Raw genomic sequence first — 14,730 nt, 5'->3', positions numbered from 1 at the left:
CGGGACGAGCGTACCGCGCGGGATCAGGCCACCGGGGCGTCCTCCAGGTCTTCCGGCAGGAGGCCCCAGACGATGAGGTCGGTGCGGATGTCGGTCCAACCACCGTCCTCGGTACGGGAGCGGACTATGGCCGCGTTGCGCAGGATGCCCTCGCTGATGCAGCCGATCTTCTGGGCGACCTGCTGGGAGGCGGTGTTGCCCGCGGCGGTGCGCAGTTCGAGGCGTTCGAAGCGCTGGTCGCCGAACAGCCACTGGACGACGGCGAGGACGGCCTCGGCCGCGTACCCCTCGCCGCGTGCCCAGGGGCCGACGACGTAGCCGACCTCGCTGGAGCGGGCGCGCCAGTTGGTGTTGCTGAGGTGGACGACGCCGACGAGGCGGTGGGTGAGGTGTTCCATGACGGCGAGGACGATGCCGCGGCCACCGGTCCGTTCCGCCGGGGCGACGCGGGTGGTCCACAGGCGCGCCTCGTCGAGCGTGTACGGGTGGGGGACGGACGTCCAGGCGACGGTCAGCTCGTCGTTCATCATGTCCACGAGTTCACGCATGTCCTCTTCCTCGAACGGGCGCAGCACGAGGCGTTCCGTGCTGATGGAGATGTCGGGGAAGGTGCGAGTCATGCGTCATCTCTCCATGGCCTGGGGTCTGAGGGGACAGCATGCAGCATGGCCGGGGCGGACACGGCGCCGGGCCCCGGCGTGTGCCGGGGCCCGGTGGGGTGGTGCTGCCGTGGGTCAGGCGGCGGGGGTGCCGAAGGCCGGGACGACGGAGCCGTCGTACGTGTCCTCGATGAACTGCCGCACCTCGTCGGAGTTGAGGAGTTCCGCGAGGAGCTGGACGCGGGGGTCGTCCTCCGCGCCCTCCTTGACGGCGAGGAAGTTGGCGTACGGGTTGCCCTCGGCCGCCTCCAGGACGAGCGCGTCCTCGGCGGGCGCGAGGTCCGCCTCCAGCGCGTAGTTGCCGTTGATGACGGCGGCATCGACGTCGTCGAGGGCGCGGGGCAGGGTGGCTGCCTCCAGTTCCTGGAACTCCAGGCCGCGGTCGTCGGCGATGTCGGCGAGGGTGGCGTCGGCGCCGACGCCCTCGTTCAGCTCGATGACGCCGTTGTCGGCCAGGAGCTTGAGGGCGCGGCCCTCGTTGGTGGCGTCGTTGGGGACGGCGACGGTGTCGCCCTCGGCCAGCTCGGCGGCGTCGGTGAGGGTGTTGGAGTAGAGGCCGAGCGGCTCCAGGTGGACGTTGATGACCGGGACGATGTGGGTGCCCTGGTTGGCGTTGAAGTCGTCCAGGTAGGGCTTGTGCTGGAAGAAGTTGGCGTCCACCTCGCCGCTCTCGACGGCGGTGTTGGGCAGGACGTAGTCGGTGAACTCCTGGATGCGCAGGTCGAGTCCGGCCTCCTCCGCCAGGTTGTCCCGCACGAATTCGAGGATCGCGGCGTGCGGGACCGGGTTGGCGGCGACGGTCAGGGGCTCGGACGCCGCGGGGGTCTCGCCGCTGTCCGCGTCGGCGGTCTCCGGGTCGGAGTCGGTGCCGCAGGCGGTGAGGGCCAGCGCGAGGGCGGTGGCGGCGGAGACGAGAGCGGTGGTTCTGACGGAGGTACGCACGAAAAGTGCCTTTCGACGGGACGTGACCGCGGGGTTCGCGGGTCGTGTGCGGGTGGGGTGTTCCGTGGGGTCGGGGCGCGGCGGCGTCATGAGGAGGCGCGTTCGCGGCGGGTGAGGAGACGGACGGCGCCGTCGCCGAGGAGTTGGAAGACCGTCACGATGACGACCAGGACGGCGACCGTGACCAGGGTGAAGCCCTCCTCGAAGCGCTGGTAGCCGTAGACGAGGGCGAGGTTGCCGAGGCCGCCGCCGCCGACGGCGCCCGCCATGGCGGAGTAGCCGATGACGGCGACGAAGGTGGTGGTCAGTCCGGCGACCAGGGACGGCAGCGACTGCGGCAGCATCACCTTGAGGACGACGGTCCACGTGCCGCCGCCCATGGCGTGCGCCGCCTCGATCAGCCCGTGGTCCACCTCGCGCACGGCGGTCTCGACGAGCCGCGCGTAGAACGGGATGGCGCCGATGGCCAGCGGCACGATGGCGGCCGTGGGGCCGATGGCGGTGCCGACGAGCGAGCGGGTCAGGGGGATCAGGGCGACGACCAGGATGATGAACGGCAGGGAGCGGCCGATGTTCACGACGACGCCGATCACCTTGTTGACCACGACGTTGCGCAGCGGGCCGCCGCGGTCGGTGAGGACCAGCAGGACGCCGAGCGGCAGGCCGCCCGCGAGGGCGATGAGCGTGGACCAGAAGGTCATGTAGAGCGTATCGACGATGCCCTGTTCGAGCAGGGGCCGCATCTCTTCCCAGGTCATCGGACGGCTCCTTCGCCGGGGGCGGTCGCGGGGGCGTCGGCGGACACGGGGGTGTCGGCGGTGACGGCGGGCAGTTCGACGGTGAGGCCGCGGTCGCGCAGGAACGCGACGGCCGCGGCGGTCTGCGCGGCGTCGCCGGGCAGCGCGATCCGCATCCGGCCGACCTGGTGGCCGCCGACCGTGTCCATGGCGGCGCCGAGGATGGAGACGTCGAGGTCGAACGTGCGGGACAGCTGGGAGATGACGGGCCTGCCGGTGGACTCGCCGTCGAAGGTGAGGTCCACGACCGTGCCGCCGGGGGCGGGCGAACCGGTGAGCGGGAACAGTTCGTGCGCGAGGCGGGAGCCCGGGGTCGCCAGCAGGTCGGCGACGGTGCCCGACTCGGTGACCCGGCCGCCCTCCATCAGGGCGGCGGAGTCGCAGACGGCCTTGACGACGTCCATCTCGTGCGTGATCAGCAGGACGGTGAGGCCGAGCTGCCTGTTGAGGTCGCGCAGCAGGCGCAGGACGGAGCGGGTGGTCTCCGGGTCGAGCGCGGAGGTCGCCTCGTCGGAGAGCAGCACCTTGGGGTCGCCCGCCAGGGCACGGGCTATGCCGACGCGCTGCTTCTGGCCGCCGGAGAGCTGGCTCGGGTAGGCGCGTGCCTTGTCGGCGAGGCCGACGAGGTCGAGGAGTTCGAGTGCCTTGCGGGCGCGTTCGCGGCGGCCGAGGCCCAGGATCTCCAGGGGCAGCTCGACGTTGCCGCGCACCGTGCGGGAGGTGAGGAGGTTGAAGTGCTGGAAGATCATGCCGATGTGGGTACGGGCCTCGCGCAGGGGACGGCCCGCGCGGTGCGAGCTGCGGCGGTCGAGCGCGGTGAGGTCCTGTCCGTCCACGGTCACGGTGCCGGAGGTGGGGCGCTCCAGCAGGTTCAGGCAGCGGATGAGGGTGGACTTCCCGGCGCCGCTGCGTCCGATGACGCCGAACACCTGGCCGGGGCGTACGTGGAGGTTCACGCCGTCGAGCGCGGTGACCTCGCGGTCACGCGAGCGGTAGACCTTGGTGAGGTCCGTGGTGGTGATCACTGGATTCCGTCACTGTCGGGACCCCGGCGGGCGTGCGGATGCGCACCGGGGCACGGCGTGGCCGTGCGTACGGGGGCAAGGTGCGAGGGCGGGCGCGGGAAGCGGTCACGCGCCGGTGACGCAGGAGAAGCGGCGGTCCCTCAGCGGTCGCACATTCGACACAGACAACGAGCACCGGGCATGACAGCTGCCTCGGTCGTCTGCTGACGCGTGCTCGTCGTGGTCATGGCGTCAAGTAAAACAGACGTTCCGGCCCGGTTACGTCCCAGGTCGGGGCGCTGTGGCCAACGCCACGTCGGGCGGCGGGGGTGGCGCGGGACCCGGGGGCGGGCGGCGTGGGGGCGCGTCGTAGAGTCGGCGGCATGATTGCCCCGCTGACGGTCGCGGTCGCCGTGGCCGCGCTGCTGCTGACCGCGTGGTGCGGTTACGCGGCCTTCCGGAACCAGGCCGTCAAGGACTGGCACTACCTGGGCATGGGGATCGTGCTGCTGCTGACGCTGGCGCAGCTGACCGTCGGGCTGGTGCAGCTGGCGCGGGGCGAGCGGCCCGCGGGGGACGGGACGGCCGTCTTCGTCTCCTACCTCGTCGCGGTGGCGCTGTGCCTGCCGGTCGTGGCGATCGTCTCGCTGGGCGAGCGGACGCGCTGGGGCTCGGCGACGGTGGCGGCGGGGGCGCTCGTGCTCGCCGCGCTCCAGATCAGGGTCGCGGACGTGTGGGCCGGAGGTGTCGGCGGTGGCTGAGCGGGCGACGGCGGCGGGGCGCGCCGGGCTGCGGACGGGCCCTGGCCGTCTGCTGGTGACGGTCTACGGGGTGTTCACGGTGGCGGCGGCGTCGCGTTCCGCCTACCAGCTGTCGGCGCGGTTCGACGAGGCGCCGGTGGCGTATCTGCTCTCGGCGCTGGCGGCCGTGGTGTACGCGCTGATCACGGTGTCGCTGGTGCGCGGCGGCGAGCGGGCGCGGCGGCTGGCGTTCGGCTGCTGCGCGGCGGAGCTGGCGGGCGTGCTGGTCGTCGGCACGTGGACGCTGCTCGACTCGTCGGAGTTCCCCGACACCACCGTCTGGTCGGGGTACGGCTACGGCTACCTGTTCCTGCCGCTGCTGCTGCCGGTGGCGGGGCTGCTGTGGCTGCGCAGGGCGCGGGCCGCGGCGTAGCGGAACGGTGCGTGGCCGGGTCGTGCGTGGGCGTACGACCGAGGGCCCGCCGTTCGCGGTCGGCGGGCCCTCGGCACGGAAAGGATGCTACGCCGTGGCGGCCAGCGTGACCTCCTTCTCCAGGGTCACCCGGCCCAGGTGGCGCGCGACGTCCTCGGTGGTCACCGGCACGTACCCCAGCCTGCGGTAGAGCCGCAGGTTCTCCGCGCCGCGGCGGCTGGTGCGCAACCGGTAGCGGGCGGCGGCGCGTTCGGCCGTGAGACGGTCCTCGACGGCGGCGAGGAGCCGTCCGCCCAGGCCGTGGCGCTGCATCCGGGGGTGGACGATGATGCGGCTGACGGTGGCGGTCCCGTCGGCATCGACGGTGCCCCGTACCGAGCCGACGACCTCGGCGCCGAGCCTGGCGACGAGAATGCACGTCTCGCGCAGCTCGGCCTGGAGTTCGGCCAGCGTCTGGGTCAGTGGAGCGATGGTGTAGTCCCCCTGCAACTCGGCCTCAGGCTGGTAGCAGAGGTACTGGAGTTTGAGGATCTGCTCGGCGTCGGCGTCGGACGCCCTGTCGATCGTGACGCTCATGCCCATGGTGTGTGCACGCCTCCCAAGCGAGGTGTATGGGCCGACCGGGCGTGGAGTTGAGGGTCGCGCATCCGGTCGGCGACAGCCCTGACGGCGCGGGCCGGGACCTGCGCCGTCAGCATTGTGCTGGAGTGCGCGGGCGGGGGGAATGGTGAGCGGCCAACTCGCCTGTGAGATTCATGACTCGGCACGGCGCCTGAAGTCCCCCGCGGCGAGCAGCGCGGTGTCGGGGTGGTCGGCGAAGACGGCGTCGAGTCCGGTGCGGAAGTAGGCGCGGGCGGCGCCGAAGACGTCGCCGTGGCCGCGCGGGTCGTCGCCGCGGCGGAAGTCGGCGGGCAGGAAGGCGTTCTCGTTGCGCAGGGTGTAGCCGTAGACGAGGAGCCCGGCGTCGTGGGCGTCGTCCACGAGGGAGGACGGGCGCCCGAGGCGGTCGTCGTCGCCGCGCGGGACGACGAGGTCGAGGGTCGGGCCGATGCCCTGCGCGTAGCGGGCTATGCGGCGCAGCCCTTCGGGGGTGATCAGGTCGGCGGTCGTGCGCGGGTCGTCGTCCGCCGCGAGGTCGGCGGGGCGGCTGTCGGCCTCGGCGAGCAGGAGGATGCGGGGGTTGTCCACGAGGCGCGCGAGGCGCCGGACGCTGGCCGGTTCGAACGACTGGAGGACGACCCGGGAGTCGGCGTGGTCGAGGCCGTGGCGGCGCAGGAGGTCGGCGAGCGGTTCCTCGACGCCGAGGCCGAGGGAGCGGAAGTAGGTGGAGTGCTTCGTCTCGGTGCACAGGCGGACGGGCCGCCCGCGCCGCTCCCCCTGCTCGGCGGCCCAGTCGAGGACCTCGTCGTAGGTGGGGACTGACCAGCGGCCGTCGTAGAGCGTGTTGTGCGGGCGGCGGTCCGGGAGGCGTTCCGTGGCACGGAGGGTCTTCAGCTCGGCGAGCGTGAAGTCCTCGGTGAACCAGCCGGTGACGCGTGCGCCGTCCACGGTCTTGGTGGTGCGGCGGTCGGCGAACCGGGGGTGGTCGGCGACGTCCGTCGTGCCGCCGATCTCGTTCTCGTGACGGCAGACGAGGCGGCCGTCCTTGGTGGGGACGACGTCCTGTTCGATCATGTCGGCGCCGAGGTCGAGGCCGAGGCGGTACGCGCCCGCCGTGTGCTCGGGGCGGTAGCCGCAGGCGCCGCGGTGCGCGACGACGGCGGGGGCGCGCAGGTCGGGCAGGCCGCCGTCGCGCGGGGCGCGGGGCCGTCGCCGGGTGGCGTCCGCGGGATCGGCGGCGGGGGCGGCGGTGAGGGACACGGCGGTCCCGGCCAGCGCGGCCCCGAGCACGGCCCGGCGGCGGGGGCCGCGGCGGGCGGTCCGGTCTGGTGTCATGCTGTCTCCGTGCGCCTCCGTGGGGGTGTCCCCGCCGGGCCGGGACCCCGGGGCGGGACACGCGGACGGACCGTGCGGAACCGGGGCGTTCCGGACACGTCAGATCAAATCTGAGTATCCGGTGTGTGAACCCCGTGCGCGAGGCGACCCGAAGCGCGAGTATCGTCCTGGTGGCACACGGTGTCCCGCGACACACGGAAAGACCCGGAGGGGAAGTTGTCCCGATTCATCCTGCTCAAGGTGCTGGTCGGCCCGCTGCTGAAGCTGCTGTTCCGCCCCCGGGTCGAGGGCATCGAGCGCGTCCCCGGTGAGGGACCGGTGATCCTCGCGGGCAACCACCTGACGTTCATCGACTCCGTGATCCTTCCGCTGATCAGCAAGCGCCAGGTCTTCTTCATCGGCAAGGAGGAGTACGTCCGCGGCCGTGGCCTCAAGGGGCGGGCCATGGCGTGGTTCTTCACCGCGGTCGGCATGGTCCCGGTGGACCGGGACGGCGGGCACGGCGGCGTCGCCGCGCTGATGACCGGGCGCCGCATCCTGGAGGAGGGGCGGATGTTCGGCATCTACCCCGAGGGCACGCGCTCGCCCGACGGGCGGCTGTACCGGGGCCGTACGGGCATCGCCCGCCTCACGCTGATGACCGGCGCGCCGGTCGTGCCGTTCGCGATGATCGGGACCGACCGGGTGCAGCCGGGCGGCAAGGGGCTGCCGAGGATCGGCGGGGGCCGCATCACCGTCCGCTTCGGCCAGCCGCTGGACTTCTCGCGCTACGAGGGCATGGACCGCGACCGCTACGTGCTGCGCGCCGTCACCGACGAGGTCATGACCGAGGTCATGCGCCTGTCCGGCCAGGAGTACGTGGACATGTACGCCACCAAGGCGAAGGCCGCCTGAGCCGAGGCGGCGGCGCGCCGCCGCGCCGTCAGTGCCAGGGCAGGTCGGCGCGCGCGTGCCAGTAGCTGGCCCCCGGCTGCGCCGGTCGGGTGAGCATGTTCTGCTGCCCGTCGTCGAGACGGATGCGGGCGGCGGCGAGGTTGGCCGCGAGCTGGCCCGTGCTCGCCGCGCCCGACAGCACCAGGCCCGTCCACGGCTGACTCAGCACGAAGGCGAGGGCGACCGCGTCGGGGGTCGTGCCGGTCTCCTCGGCGACGAAGTGCAGCTCGCGCGGGGCGACGTCCCCCGCCAGCCTGCCGTTGGCCAGCGCCTCCTTGACGATGACGGTGAGGCCCGCGTCGTGCGCCTCGGCGAGCGCGTCGCCCGCCGACGTCTCCAGCACGTTGTAGGTCGCCTGGACGGTGGCGAACAGCGGGCGGCCGTCCACCGTCACCTCAAGCGCGGCGCGGATGGCGTCCGCCTGGTCGGGGCCGCTCGTGGACAGGCCGACGGTCACTCCCCCGGCCGCGAGCCGCGCCAGCCGTGAGCGGACCTCCTGGTCGGCCAGGACCTGGCTCGCGGGGGTGACGGAGTGGATCTGGTAGAGGTCGAGGTGCCCGCCGAGGAGGTGTTCGCTCTCGGACCACTGCCGGTCGAACGCGGCGGCCGAGTGGTCCTTGATCTCGTGCACGGCGGCGTCCGTGCGCCAGTCGGCCGTGTACGTGTAGCCCCACTTGCTGCCGACCGTCATGTCGCGCGCGGCCTCGGGGCGGGACGCCAGCCAGGCGGCGAGGAACTCCTCGGCGCGGCCGTAGGAGCGGGCGGCGTCCACGTAGCGGACGCCGTGGGCGTGGGCCGCGTCGAGCAGGGCGTGGGCGCGGGCGCGCAGGGCCTGCGGTGAGCGGTCGGCGGGGAGGTCGCCGTCACGCCCCAGGTTGATGTACCCGGGGCGGCCGACGGCGGCGAGGCCGAGGCCGATGCGGGCGGCGGGGGTGGCATCGGGGCGGAAACGGGAGAACGCCATGGCGGTGACCTCTGCGCTGCTCGGGTGCCGGTGGGGTGGGGCGGAGGGAGGACTCACCGTACCCGTCGGGCCGGGGGCGGGGCGGCCGTCGTCGCGGTGTCGAGGAACCGGGCGACCGCGTGGGCGAAGCCGTCGGGGTCGTCGTCGTGCAGCCAGTGTCCCGCTGCGGGGAACTCGCGCAGAAGGGTGCGGGGGCGGCGGGCCGCCATCTCGCGGGCCAGCGCGGTCGGCAGGACGGTGCTCGCCCGGCCGTGCAGCAGCAGGGCGGGGCAGGAGGAGGCCAGCCAGTCGGGCCAGTGGTCGCCGACGAGGGCGGTCTGCGAGGCGTACAGCTCGTCGTGGTCGAGGAGCAGGCCCCAGCCGTCGGGGTGTTCGACGGCGCTCTCCAGGAAGTAGGCGGGGTCGGGGACGCCCTGTGCCGCGATGGCGCGGCGCAGCGCGTCGAGGGACGGGGCGCGCCGCGGCCAGGCGCGGGTGTCGAGGACGGGGTGCGGGACCAGGGGCGGCCGGTTGTCGGCGCCGCCTTCCTCCACGACGAGGGTGCGCACGAGGTCGGGTGCGCGTGCGGCGAGCCGGAAGGCCGTGACACCGCCCATGGAGTGGCCGAGGACGTCCACCGGGCCGAGGCCGAGCGCGCGCAGGAACGCGGCGGCGTCGTCGGCGTACGCGTCGGGGGTGACGTCGCCGTCGCTCCCGCTGTGGCCGTGGGCGCGCTGTTCGAGCGCGATGACGCGGCGGTGCGGGGCGAGGGCGGCGGCGAGTGGGGAGAACGTACGGGCGCGGCCGAAGTGGCCGTGCAGGGCGAGGAGCGGCGTGCCGGGACCACCGTGGTCGAGGTGGGCGAGGCGGACGCCGCGCACGGTCGTGAACCGCTCGGTCGGGGGGTTCGCGGGGGGCGTGGGCGGTGGGGGCATGGGGGTGATGCTGGTGGGCCGCCGGGGGGCCTCGCAAGGAGTTGTCGGGCGTCAGTCGGCGCCCTCCTGCCCGCCTGGCCCGTGCCACGCGGCGGCGCACAGCGTCCTGGCGGCGCTGTCGGTGTAGAGCGCCACGGCCAGCCAGGCGCGGGCGAACCGGTCGGCGTCGGCGGGCAGGAGGCGCCCGAAGACGTCCCGGCCCCGGTCGGCGGCGGCGCGGTGCAGTTCGTCGAGGAGGGCGGCGCCGGTGCGCAGGCCCGCCGTGCGCAGGCGGCGGCCGTCGCCGCCGTCGCGGCCGGGGAGGGCGAGGGTGCGGCGGCCCGCCGCGGCGGCCTGGTCCGTTCTGCGGCGCAGGAGGTGGAGGGGCGCCTCGGCGGGCTCGTGGACGACTGTTCCCGCCGGTACGGGGCGCCCCGGCGGCAGGTCGCCGCGTTGCAGGCGGTCGTGGCCCAGGTCCGTGTGGCCCGAGCCGGGGGGCGTGCGCAGGACGGTCTCGTGGCCCGGGGGGCGGCCGACCGCCAGGAGGCGCAGCCGGGGGTGCGCCGCAGGGACGAGGCGTCCGACGACGCGCAGGGCGAGGCCGGGGACCATGGCCAGCAGCCGCAGGTTGTCGCGGTGGGCGAGGGCGGGGTGGTCGTCGGCCGCGACGAGCCGTACGCCGAGGCCGCCGCAGTCGGCGAGCAGTACCTCCCGGCCGGTCTCGCGCAGGGCGCCGACGACCGTGACGTCGAGGAAGAGCAGGTCGGCGCCCGGCGGGCGCTGCGGCTCGGGGAGCGCCAGCGCGTCGAGGGCGCGGGCGGCCTGGGCGGCGGGGGGCGCCGACCACAGCTGGGCGAGCGGCTCCTCGTCCCAGGCGGCCCCGGTCGCGCGGACGGCGCGGACGGCCGCTCCGGCGCCGAGGCGTCCGTCCGGGGTGACGGTCGCGCCGGAGAGGGAGAGTCCGGCGCGGGACAGCTCCCGGTGGGTGAGGGCGGTGTCGCCGAGCCGGATCGTGCGGGTGACGGCGGTGGCCGCGCGCTCCGCGCCGCCCGGCATGACGTCGGGGACGTTGTAGAGGCGGCCGTCCGCGTCCGCCGTCCAGGTGACGGCCCCCGCGTGGCCGCTGTCGGCGCGTACCGGCTCGGTGAACAGGCCGTAGAGGCGCAGGGATCCGCCGGGGTTGTACGTCCTGCGGGCGGTGCCGCGGAGTGCGGCGGCGTCGGGGGCCTCGGGGCGTGCGAGGCCGTGGGTCGTGTGGAGGAGTTCGCCGAGGGCCGTGGTCAGGTCGGTGAGACGGTGGGCGGGGTCGGCGGCGCGGGCGGCGCGCAGGCGCCCGACGACGGTGATGGCCGCTGTGGCGGGGCGGGGAAGCGCGGCGAGGCGTGCCGTGTGGGCGGCGCCGAGGAGTTCGGCCTGGAGGACGGCGCCCGCGCCGTCGATCCCGGCTTCGAGCGCGGAGGCGGCGGCGCTCCACAGGGCCTGCGCGGCGGCAAGTTGCTCGGGTGTGACCGTCCCGCCGGGAGGCTCGGCGGTGCCGGGGCCGGTGGCGGGCTGTGCGGCGGCGGACTCCCCCGGGGCCTGCGGCGGGGCGTCGTCCGCGACGGGGGCGGCCGTGGCGATGGCGGCCCGGTGCACGCAGGCGGGCGCGAGGAGGCAGTCGCAGCGGATGTCGTCGGCCGAGAGCACCGACCCCGTGGGGGCGTGGAGGGCGAGCGCGGTCTCGTCGTCCACCTGGACGCGGACCGTGTCGCCGTCGCGCGTGAGGGGGCGGGCGGTGAGCTTGGCCGCGGCGGCGTCGAGGCGTTTGCGCAGGCGCGGGCTGAGCGCGCCGACGAGGGCGGCGGTCACGGCGGGCGCGACGGGGGGCAGCGGCGGAGTGCCGGTCATCGGATCTTCTCCCCTACCCAGCGGGCGAGTTCGAGAGGGCTGAGGGCGGCGACGGGCATACCGGCGGAGACCAGTTGCCCGGCGACGGCCGTGGAGTAGCGGGGTCTGCCCGCGTCGTCGAGCCCGGCGACGCCGAGGAGGTGCCCGCCGGTGTCGGCGAGGGCGCGGACCTCGGCGAGGAGGGGACCGAGGGGGTAGCCCTCCTCGAAGTCGCTGATGACGACGGTGAGCGTGCGGGAGGGGGCGGTGACGAGCGTGCGGGCGTGGCGGAGCGCGGCGGCGATGTGCGTGCCGCCACCGACCCGCACTTCGAGGAGGAGCGAGAGGGGGTCGTGCACGTGGCCCGTGAGATCGACGACCTCGGTCGAGAAGGCGAGGAAGTGCGTGCTGAGCGCGGGGACCCCGGCGAGGACGGAGGCGGTGAGCGCCGACCAGATGGTGGAGGGCTCCATGGAGCCCGAGACGTCGGTGAGGATGATCAGCCGCCAGTCGGCGGAGCGTTTGGCGCGGGTGCGGAACACGGGGTGCTCGGGGACGATGCGGACCGTGCCGTCGGATTCGCGGCGTGCGGTGGGCAGGTTGGCCCGGAGCGTGGCGGCGAGGTCGAGGGCGCCGCCCGGCCTGCGGCTGGGTCGGGGCAGCGTGGTGCCGGTCAGGGCGGGGCGCAGGCGGGTGGACAGTTCGCGGGTCAGCTCGTCCACGAGGCGGCGGACCAGGGGCCGCAGGGCGGCGAGCCGCGCCTCGGGCAGCCCTCCGGCGTGCTGGAGCACCGTGTGGAGGAGTTCGACGGACGGGCGCACGTGCTCGGGGTCGAGGGCGAGCGCCGCGTCGGGCCGTCCCGCCTCGGCCGCGGCGGCGAGGACCTCCTCGCGGATGCCGGGGCCGAACAGGGCGGCCAGCTCGTCCGACCACGCCCGGATGCCGGGGAACGGGGCCTCCCGGCCGCCGCCCCGGCCGTGACCGAGGTCGCCGCGCGCGCCCTCGCCGCGACCGGCGCCGTACAGCTCGTCGAGCGCGGTGGCCAGGGGTGCGGCTCCGGCCGAGAGCTGGTCGGAGCGGCGGCCGAGGACGAGGCGCCAGCGGTCGGCGGGCGGCAGCGCGGACTCGGCGGCGGGCGGCGTCTCGGCGGCGCGCGGGGACGTGTCCTTCGGGAAGGCTTCGTGCGGGGAGGCGTCGCGCGGGACGGGGTCGGCGGGGGCGGGCAGCAGGCCGAGGGCGGCGAGGGCGTCCCGTGCCGTGAGGTCGGCGCGGGTCCACCGCTCCGCCGTGGCCGCGTCGGTGGCGGCGAGCGGCGCGATCCGGTCGCCCAGCCGGTCCTCGACCACGGCGAGCAGGCGGTCGCGGGCGGCGGGGCTCAGGGTGTCGAAGCCGCCGCGCAGGGCGGGGAGCCGGTCGAGGAACTGCCGGTCGGGCAGGTCGGTGATCCGGTCGAGCAGCGGCGCGAGCGCGGCGGGCGCGGCTTCCAGGAGCGGCCCCGCGGCGGTGAGCAGGCCGGTGAGACGGCCGGTGAGCGCGGTGCGCGCGGCCGGGGTGGTCGCCGCGTCCACCCAGGAGGCGACCAGGTCGCCCAGCGCCTCCGGTGTGCCGTGACCGAGGAGGACGCGTACGGCTCCGGCGGCCCCGCGCATCAGCGGGGAGCCGTCGGCGGCGAGGGCGGCCAGCTCGGTGGTGAGCCGCAGGCCGCCGAACACGTCGGCGCGATGGGCGAGTTCGACCAGGGCGTGGGCGTCGGCAGGATCGGTGGAGCCGGTCAGGCCCTCGATCTGGCGGACGGCCGCCGTGGTGAGCAGCTCGGCGGTGCCGTGCGGGCCGGTGGCGTCGCCGGGCACGCGGCCCGCCGCGGTCAGGCGGTCGAGGAGGGCGAGGGCGGCGAGGAGTTCGGGCAGCGTGCCCGAGGTGGGGAGGACGGCGCGCAGCTCGCCGAGCCGTTCTGCGGTGAGCGTGCCGAGGTCGCACCCGGCCGCCTGGCCGAGACCGGTGAGGACCTGGGACGCCGTGGGGCCGCCCGCGTCCCGTTCGGCGCGATGGCGTTCCCGCAGCGCGCCCTCCGCCGCCTGGGCCGCGGTGACGCCACGGACGGTCGCCGCGGCGAGCATCGCGGCGGTGGCCGGGGTCCAGCGGATCTGCCAGCGGGTGGTCAGGGCCTCGGTGCCGCCGGGGCCCGTGACGGACTGCTCCTCGGCGTAGGGGACGCCGCAGACGGCCAGGCGGCGCAGCAGGACGTCGCGCCTGCGGTCCAGCGGTGTGCGGGCGGGGTCGAGGCGCAGGTCGCGCGCCTCGGACGGCGTGTCGGGCGGGGCGGGCAGGCCGAGTTCGGTCAGCTCGGCCTCGACGGCGGGGGCCAGGCCGCCGCGCGGGGCGCCAGGGGCGGGGCTGCCCGTGCGGGTGCCGATGAGGACGTCCTCCAGCGCGCGGGAGACGGCGCGCCCGCGTCCCAGCGGCTCGCCCTGCGCGAGGGCGGTCTGCACGGCCTCGATCAGCTCGCCGCGTCCGGGGGCGGGCAGGCCGCGCAGGGCGGCCAGGTCGGTGGCCAGGCGGGTGATCTCCACGGCGTCGGCCGGGCCCGACGGGTGGTCCTGGGCACGCAGGCGGGCGCAGATCCGTACGGCGGTGCGGGTCAGCGCGTCGTGGAGGGCGGCGGGGTCGCCCGACGCCTCCAGGACCTGCTGCTGCCACTCCGGGTCGCGGATGCCCGCCGGATAGCCGGAGCGCGCGTCGAGGAGGGCGTAGGTGTACGGGATGAGGGAGACGGTCCACGGCGCGGCCGGGACCGGCTCCGGGGCGTCGTGCCCCTTCATCGCGCGCGGCGTCAGGGCGGGCGTGTGGAAGGCGCCGACGACCGCCGCCGCGCGCTGCCCCTTCGCCGTCGCCTCGGCGATGCGCTGGCGCATCCACTGCTCGCGCCGCAGGTCGAGCGCCTCGACGCCGTGGCCGTGCGCGGCGTCGTGGCGCAGGGCCCAGCCGGTGAGGAGGGCGGCGCGGCGCAGGCTCTCCGGCGGGGAGCCGGGGGCGCCGACCTCGACCAGCCGGTCCCACAGGTCGTCGCCCGCGCGGCCGGTGAGGCGGGCGCGCAGGGCGTGGCGCAGCCCGGGGCGGGCCGTCGCGTCCGTGGGCGACTCGGGCGGGTGGCCGCCGGGTGGGCGCCGCCAGGCCGGGTCGGCGAGCGGCAGGTCGGCGGCGACGGCGGGGACCCCCCGGCGGGCCGCCCAGCGCAGGGCGGCCAGCTCGGGGGAGAAGTCGGCGAACGGGTAGAACGCCGGGTCGGGGCTCGCCTCGCCCTGCGGCACCGCCGCCAGGGCGACGGGCGCGCGCGTGTCGTCGTGGGCGAGCCAGCCGAGCCGGTCCTGGAGCTCGGCGGGCAGTTCGACGAGCAGGACGTCCGGCGCGGCGGCGTCCAGCAGGTGCGGCACGGCCGCGGCGAGCGACGGCGCGTGGTGCCGGACGCCGATCAGGTAGGGGCCGTCCGGATCGGTGAGGTCGCGCAGGGCGTCCTCCGGCACCGTCACGCCGTCGGGCAGCTGCTGTGGTGGGGCGGTCATGGCC

The 14,730-nt window shown here is 75.6% G+C and carries 13 protein-coding genes; 3 read left to right on the top strand and 10 right to left on the bottom strand.

Going from position 1 to position 14,730, the window contains the following annotated elements:
* Window positions 1-23: 23 nt before the first annotated feature.
* The 4 genes from IF27_RS18535 to IF27_RS18520 form a co-directional block, all read right to left on the bottom strand.
* Window positions 24-620, bottom strand: a complete 597-nt coding sequence (locus IF27_RS18535; protein ID WP_052850776.1) for a GNAT family N-acetyltransferase — start codon at window positions 618-620, stop codon at window positions 24-26.
* Window positions 621-734: 114 nt separating this feature from the next.
* The gene (locus tag IF27_RS18530; RefSeq protein WP_052850775.1) at window positions 735-1,601 is read right to left on the bottom strand and encodes a MetQ/NlpA family ABC transporter substrate-binding protein; all 867 of its coding nucleotides are present in this window, start codon (window positions 1,599-1,601) and stop codon (window positions 735-737) included.
* Between the two features lie 86 nt (window positions 1,602-1,687).
* On the bottom strand, window positions 1,688-2,359 hold the full coding sequence (locus IF27_RS18525; protein WP_052850774.1) for a methionine ABC transporter permease: 672 nt from the start codon (window positions 2,357-2,359) through the stop codon (window positions 1,688-1,690).
* Window positions 2,356-3,423: a methionine ABC transporter ATP-binding protein gene (locus IF27_RS18520; RefSeq protein ID WP_052850773.1), complete on the bottom strand. Its 1,068-nt coding sequence runs from the start codon at window positions 3,421-3,423 to the stop codon at window positions 2,356-2,358. The genes IF27_RS18525 and IF27_RS18520 overlap by 4 nt, the downstream gene beginning before the upstream one ends.
* Window positions 3,424-3,785: 362 nt before the next feature.
* On the opposite strand from IF27_RS18520, the gene IF27_RS18515 reads away from it, so the two are divergent.
* Both IF27_RS18515 and IF27_RS18510 read left to right on the top strand, forming a co-directional pair.
* Complete coding sequence (locus IF27_RS18515; RefSeq protein ID WP_052850772.1) at window positions 3,786-4,163, top strand: hypothetical protein; 378 nt, start codon at window positions 3,786-3,788, stop codon at window positions 4,161-4,163.
* Window positions 4,156-4,575 (top strand): hypothetical protein, encoded by a 420-nt coding sequence (locus tag IF27_RS18510; protein WP_052850771.1) that lies wholly within the window; start codon window positions 4,156-4,158, stop codon window positions 4,573-4,575. Before IF27_RS18515 ends, IF27_RS18510 begins: the two co-directional genes overlap by 8 nt.
* An 87-nt stretch (window positions 4,576-4,662) precedes the next feature.
* Here IF27_RS18510 and IF27_RS18505 read toward each other — a convergent pair whose 3' ends face one another.
* Together IF27_RS18505 and IF27_RS18500 are read right to left on the bottom strand one after the other, a co-directional pair.
* Window positions 4,663-5,157, bottom strand: coding sequence for a GNAT family N-acetyltransferase (locus IF27_RS18505; RefSeq protein ID WP_052850770.1), 495 nt, complete (start codon window positions 5,155-5,157; stop codon window positions 4,663-4,665).
* 171 nt (window positions 5,158-5,328) lie between these two features.
* Window positions 5,329-6,510: a glycerophosphodiester phosphodiesterase gene (locus IF27_RS18500; protein ID WP_052850769.1), complete on the bottom strand. Its 1,182-nt coding sequence runs from the start codon at window positions 6,508-6,510 to the stop codon at window positions 5,329-5,331.
* Window positions 6,511-6,726: 216 nt separating this feature from the next.
* Between IF27_RS18500 and IF27_RS18495 the strand changes: the two genes are divergently transcribed.
* Window positions 6,727-7,404 carry a lysophospholipid acyltransferase family protein gene (locus IF27_RS18495; RefSeq protein ID WP_052850768.1) on the top strand — a complete coding sequence of 226 codons (678 nt, stop codon included), beginning with the start codon at window positions 6,727-6,729 and terminating at the stop codon, window positions 7,402-7,404.
* Between the two features lie 28 nt (window positions 7,405-7,432).
* On the opposite strand, the gene IF27_RS18490 is transcribed toward IF27_RS18495, so the two are convergent.
* The 4 genes from IF27_RS18490 to IF27_RS18475 are packed head-to-tail and all read right to left on the bottom strand — an operon-like array spanning window position 7,433 to window position 14,726.
* Window positions 7,433-8,407, bottom strand: coding sequence for an aldo/keto reductase (locus IF27_RS18490; protein ID WP_052850767.1), 975 nt, complete (start codon window positions 8,405-8,407; stop codon window positions 7,433-7,435).
* Between the two features lie 53 nt (window positions 8,408-8,460).
* Window positions 8,461-9,321: an alpha/beta fold hydrolase gene (locus IF27_RS18485; RefSeq protein ID WP_052850766.1), complete on the bottom strand. Its 861-nt coding sequence runs from the start codon at window positions 9,319-9,321 to the stop codon at window positions 8,461-8,463.
* Between the two features lie 51 nt (window positions 9,322-9,372).
* Window positions 9,373-11,187 (bottom strand): hypothetical protein, encoded by a 1,815-nt coding sequence (locus tag IF27_RS18480; protein ID WP_052850765.1) that lies wholly within the window; start codon window positions 11,185-11,187, stop codon window positions 9,373-9,375.
* Window positions 11,184-14,726 carry a DUF5682 family protein gene (locus IF27_RS18475; protein WP_052850764.1) on the bottom strand — a complete coding sequence of 1,181 codons (3,543 nt, stop codon included), beginning with the start codon at window positions 14,724-14,726 and terminating at the stop codon, window positions 11,184-11,186. The genes IF27_RS18480 and IF27_RS18475 overlap by 4 nt, the downstream gene beginning before the upstream one ends.
* Window positions 14,727-14,730 lie beyond the last annotated feature (4 nt).

Origin of the sequence: Streptomyces avicenniae, assembly GCF_000719135.1 — a bacterium.
Taxonomy (GTDB): Bacteria; Actinomycetota; Actinomycetes; order Streptomycetales; family Streptomycetaceae; genus Streptomyces; species Streptomyces avicenniae.
The sequence above is the reverse complement of the archived record's forward strand: the minus strand, read 5'-3'. Positions and strand labels throughout refer to the sequence as shown.

Excerpts from the sequence above, each read along its gene's own strand:
- IF27_RS18535 (WP_052850776.1), bottom strand. The coding sequence starts at position 620 with ATGACTCGCACCTTCCCCGACATCTCCATCAGCACGGAACGCCTCGTG.
- IF27_RS18525 (WP_052850774.1), bottom strand. The coding sequence starts at position 2,359 with ATGACCTGGGAAGAGATGCGGCCCCTGCTCGAACAGGGCATCGTCGAT.
- IF27_RS18515 (WP_052850772.1), top strand. The coding sequence starts at position 3,786 with ATGATTGCCCCGCTGACGGTCGCGGTCGCCGTGGCCGCGCTGCTGCTG.
- IF27_RS18505 (WP_052850770.1), bottom strand. The coding sequence starts at position 5,157 with ATGGGCATGAGCGTCACGATCGACAGGGCGTCCGACGCCGACGCCGAG.
- IF27_RS18500 (WP_052850769.1), bottom strand. The coding sequence starts at position 6,510 with ATGACACCAGACCGGACCGCCCGCCGCGGCCCCCGCCGCCGGGCCGTG.
- IF27_RS18490 (WP_052850767.1), bottom strand. The coding sequence starts at position 8,407 with ATGGCGTTCTCCCGTTTCCGCCCCGATGCCACCCCCGCCGCCCGCATC.
- IF27_RS18485 (WP_052850766.1), bottom strand. The coding sequence starts at position 9,321 with ATGCCCCCACCGCCCACGCCCCCCGCGAACCCCCCGACCGAGCGGTTC.
- IF27_RS18480 (WP_052850765.1), bottom strand. The coding sequence starts at position 11,187 with ATGACCGGCACTCCGCCGCTGCCCCCCGTCGCGCCCGCCGTGACCGCC.
- IF27_RS18475 (WP_052850764.1), bottom strand. The coding sequence starts at position 14,726 with ATGACCGCCCCACCACAGCAGCTGCCCGACGGCGTGACGGTGCCGGAG.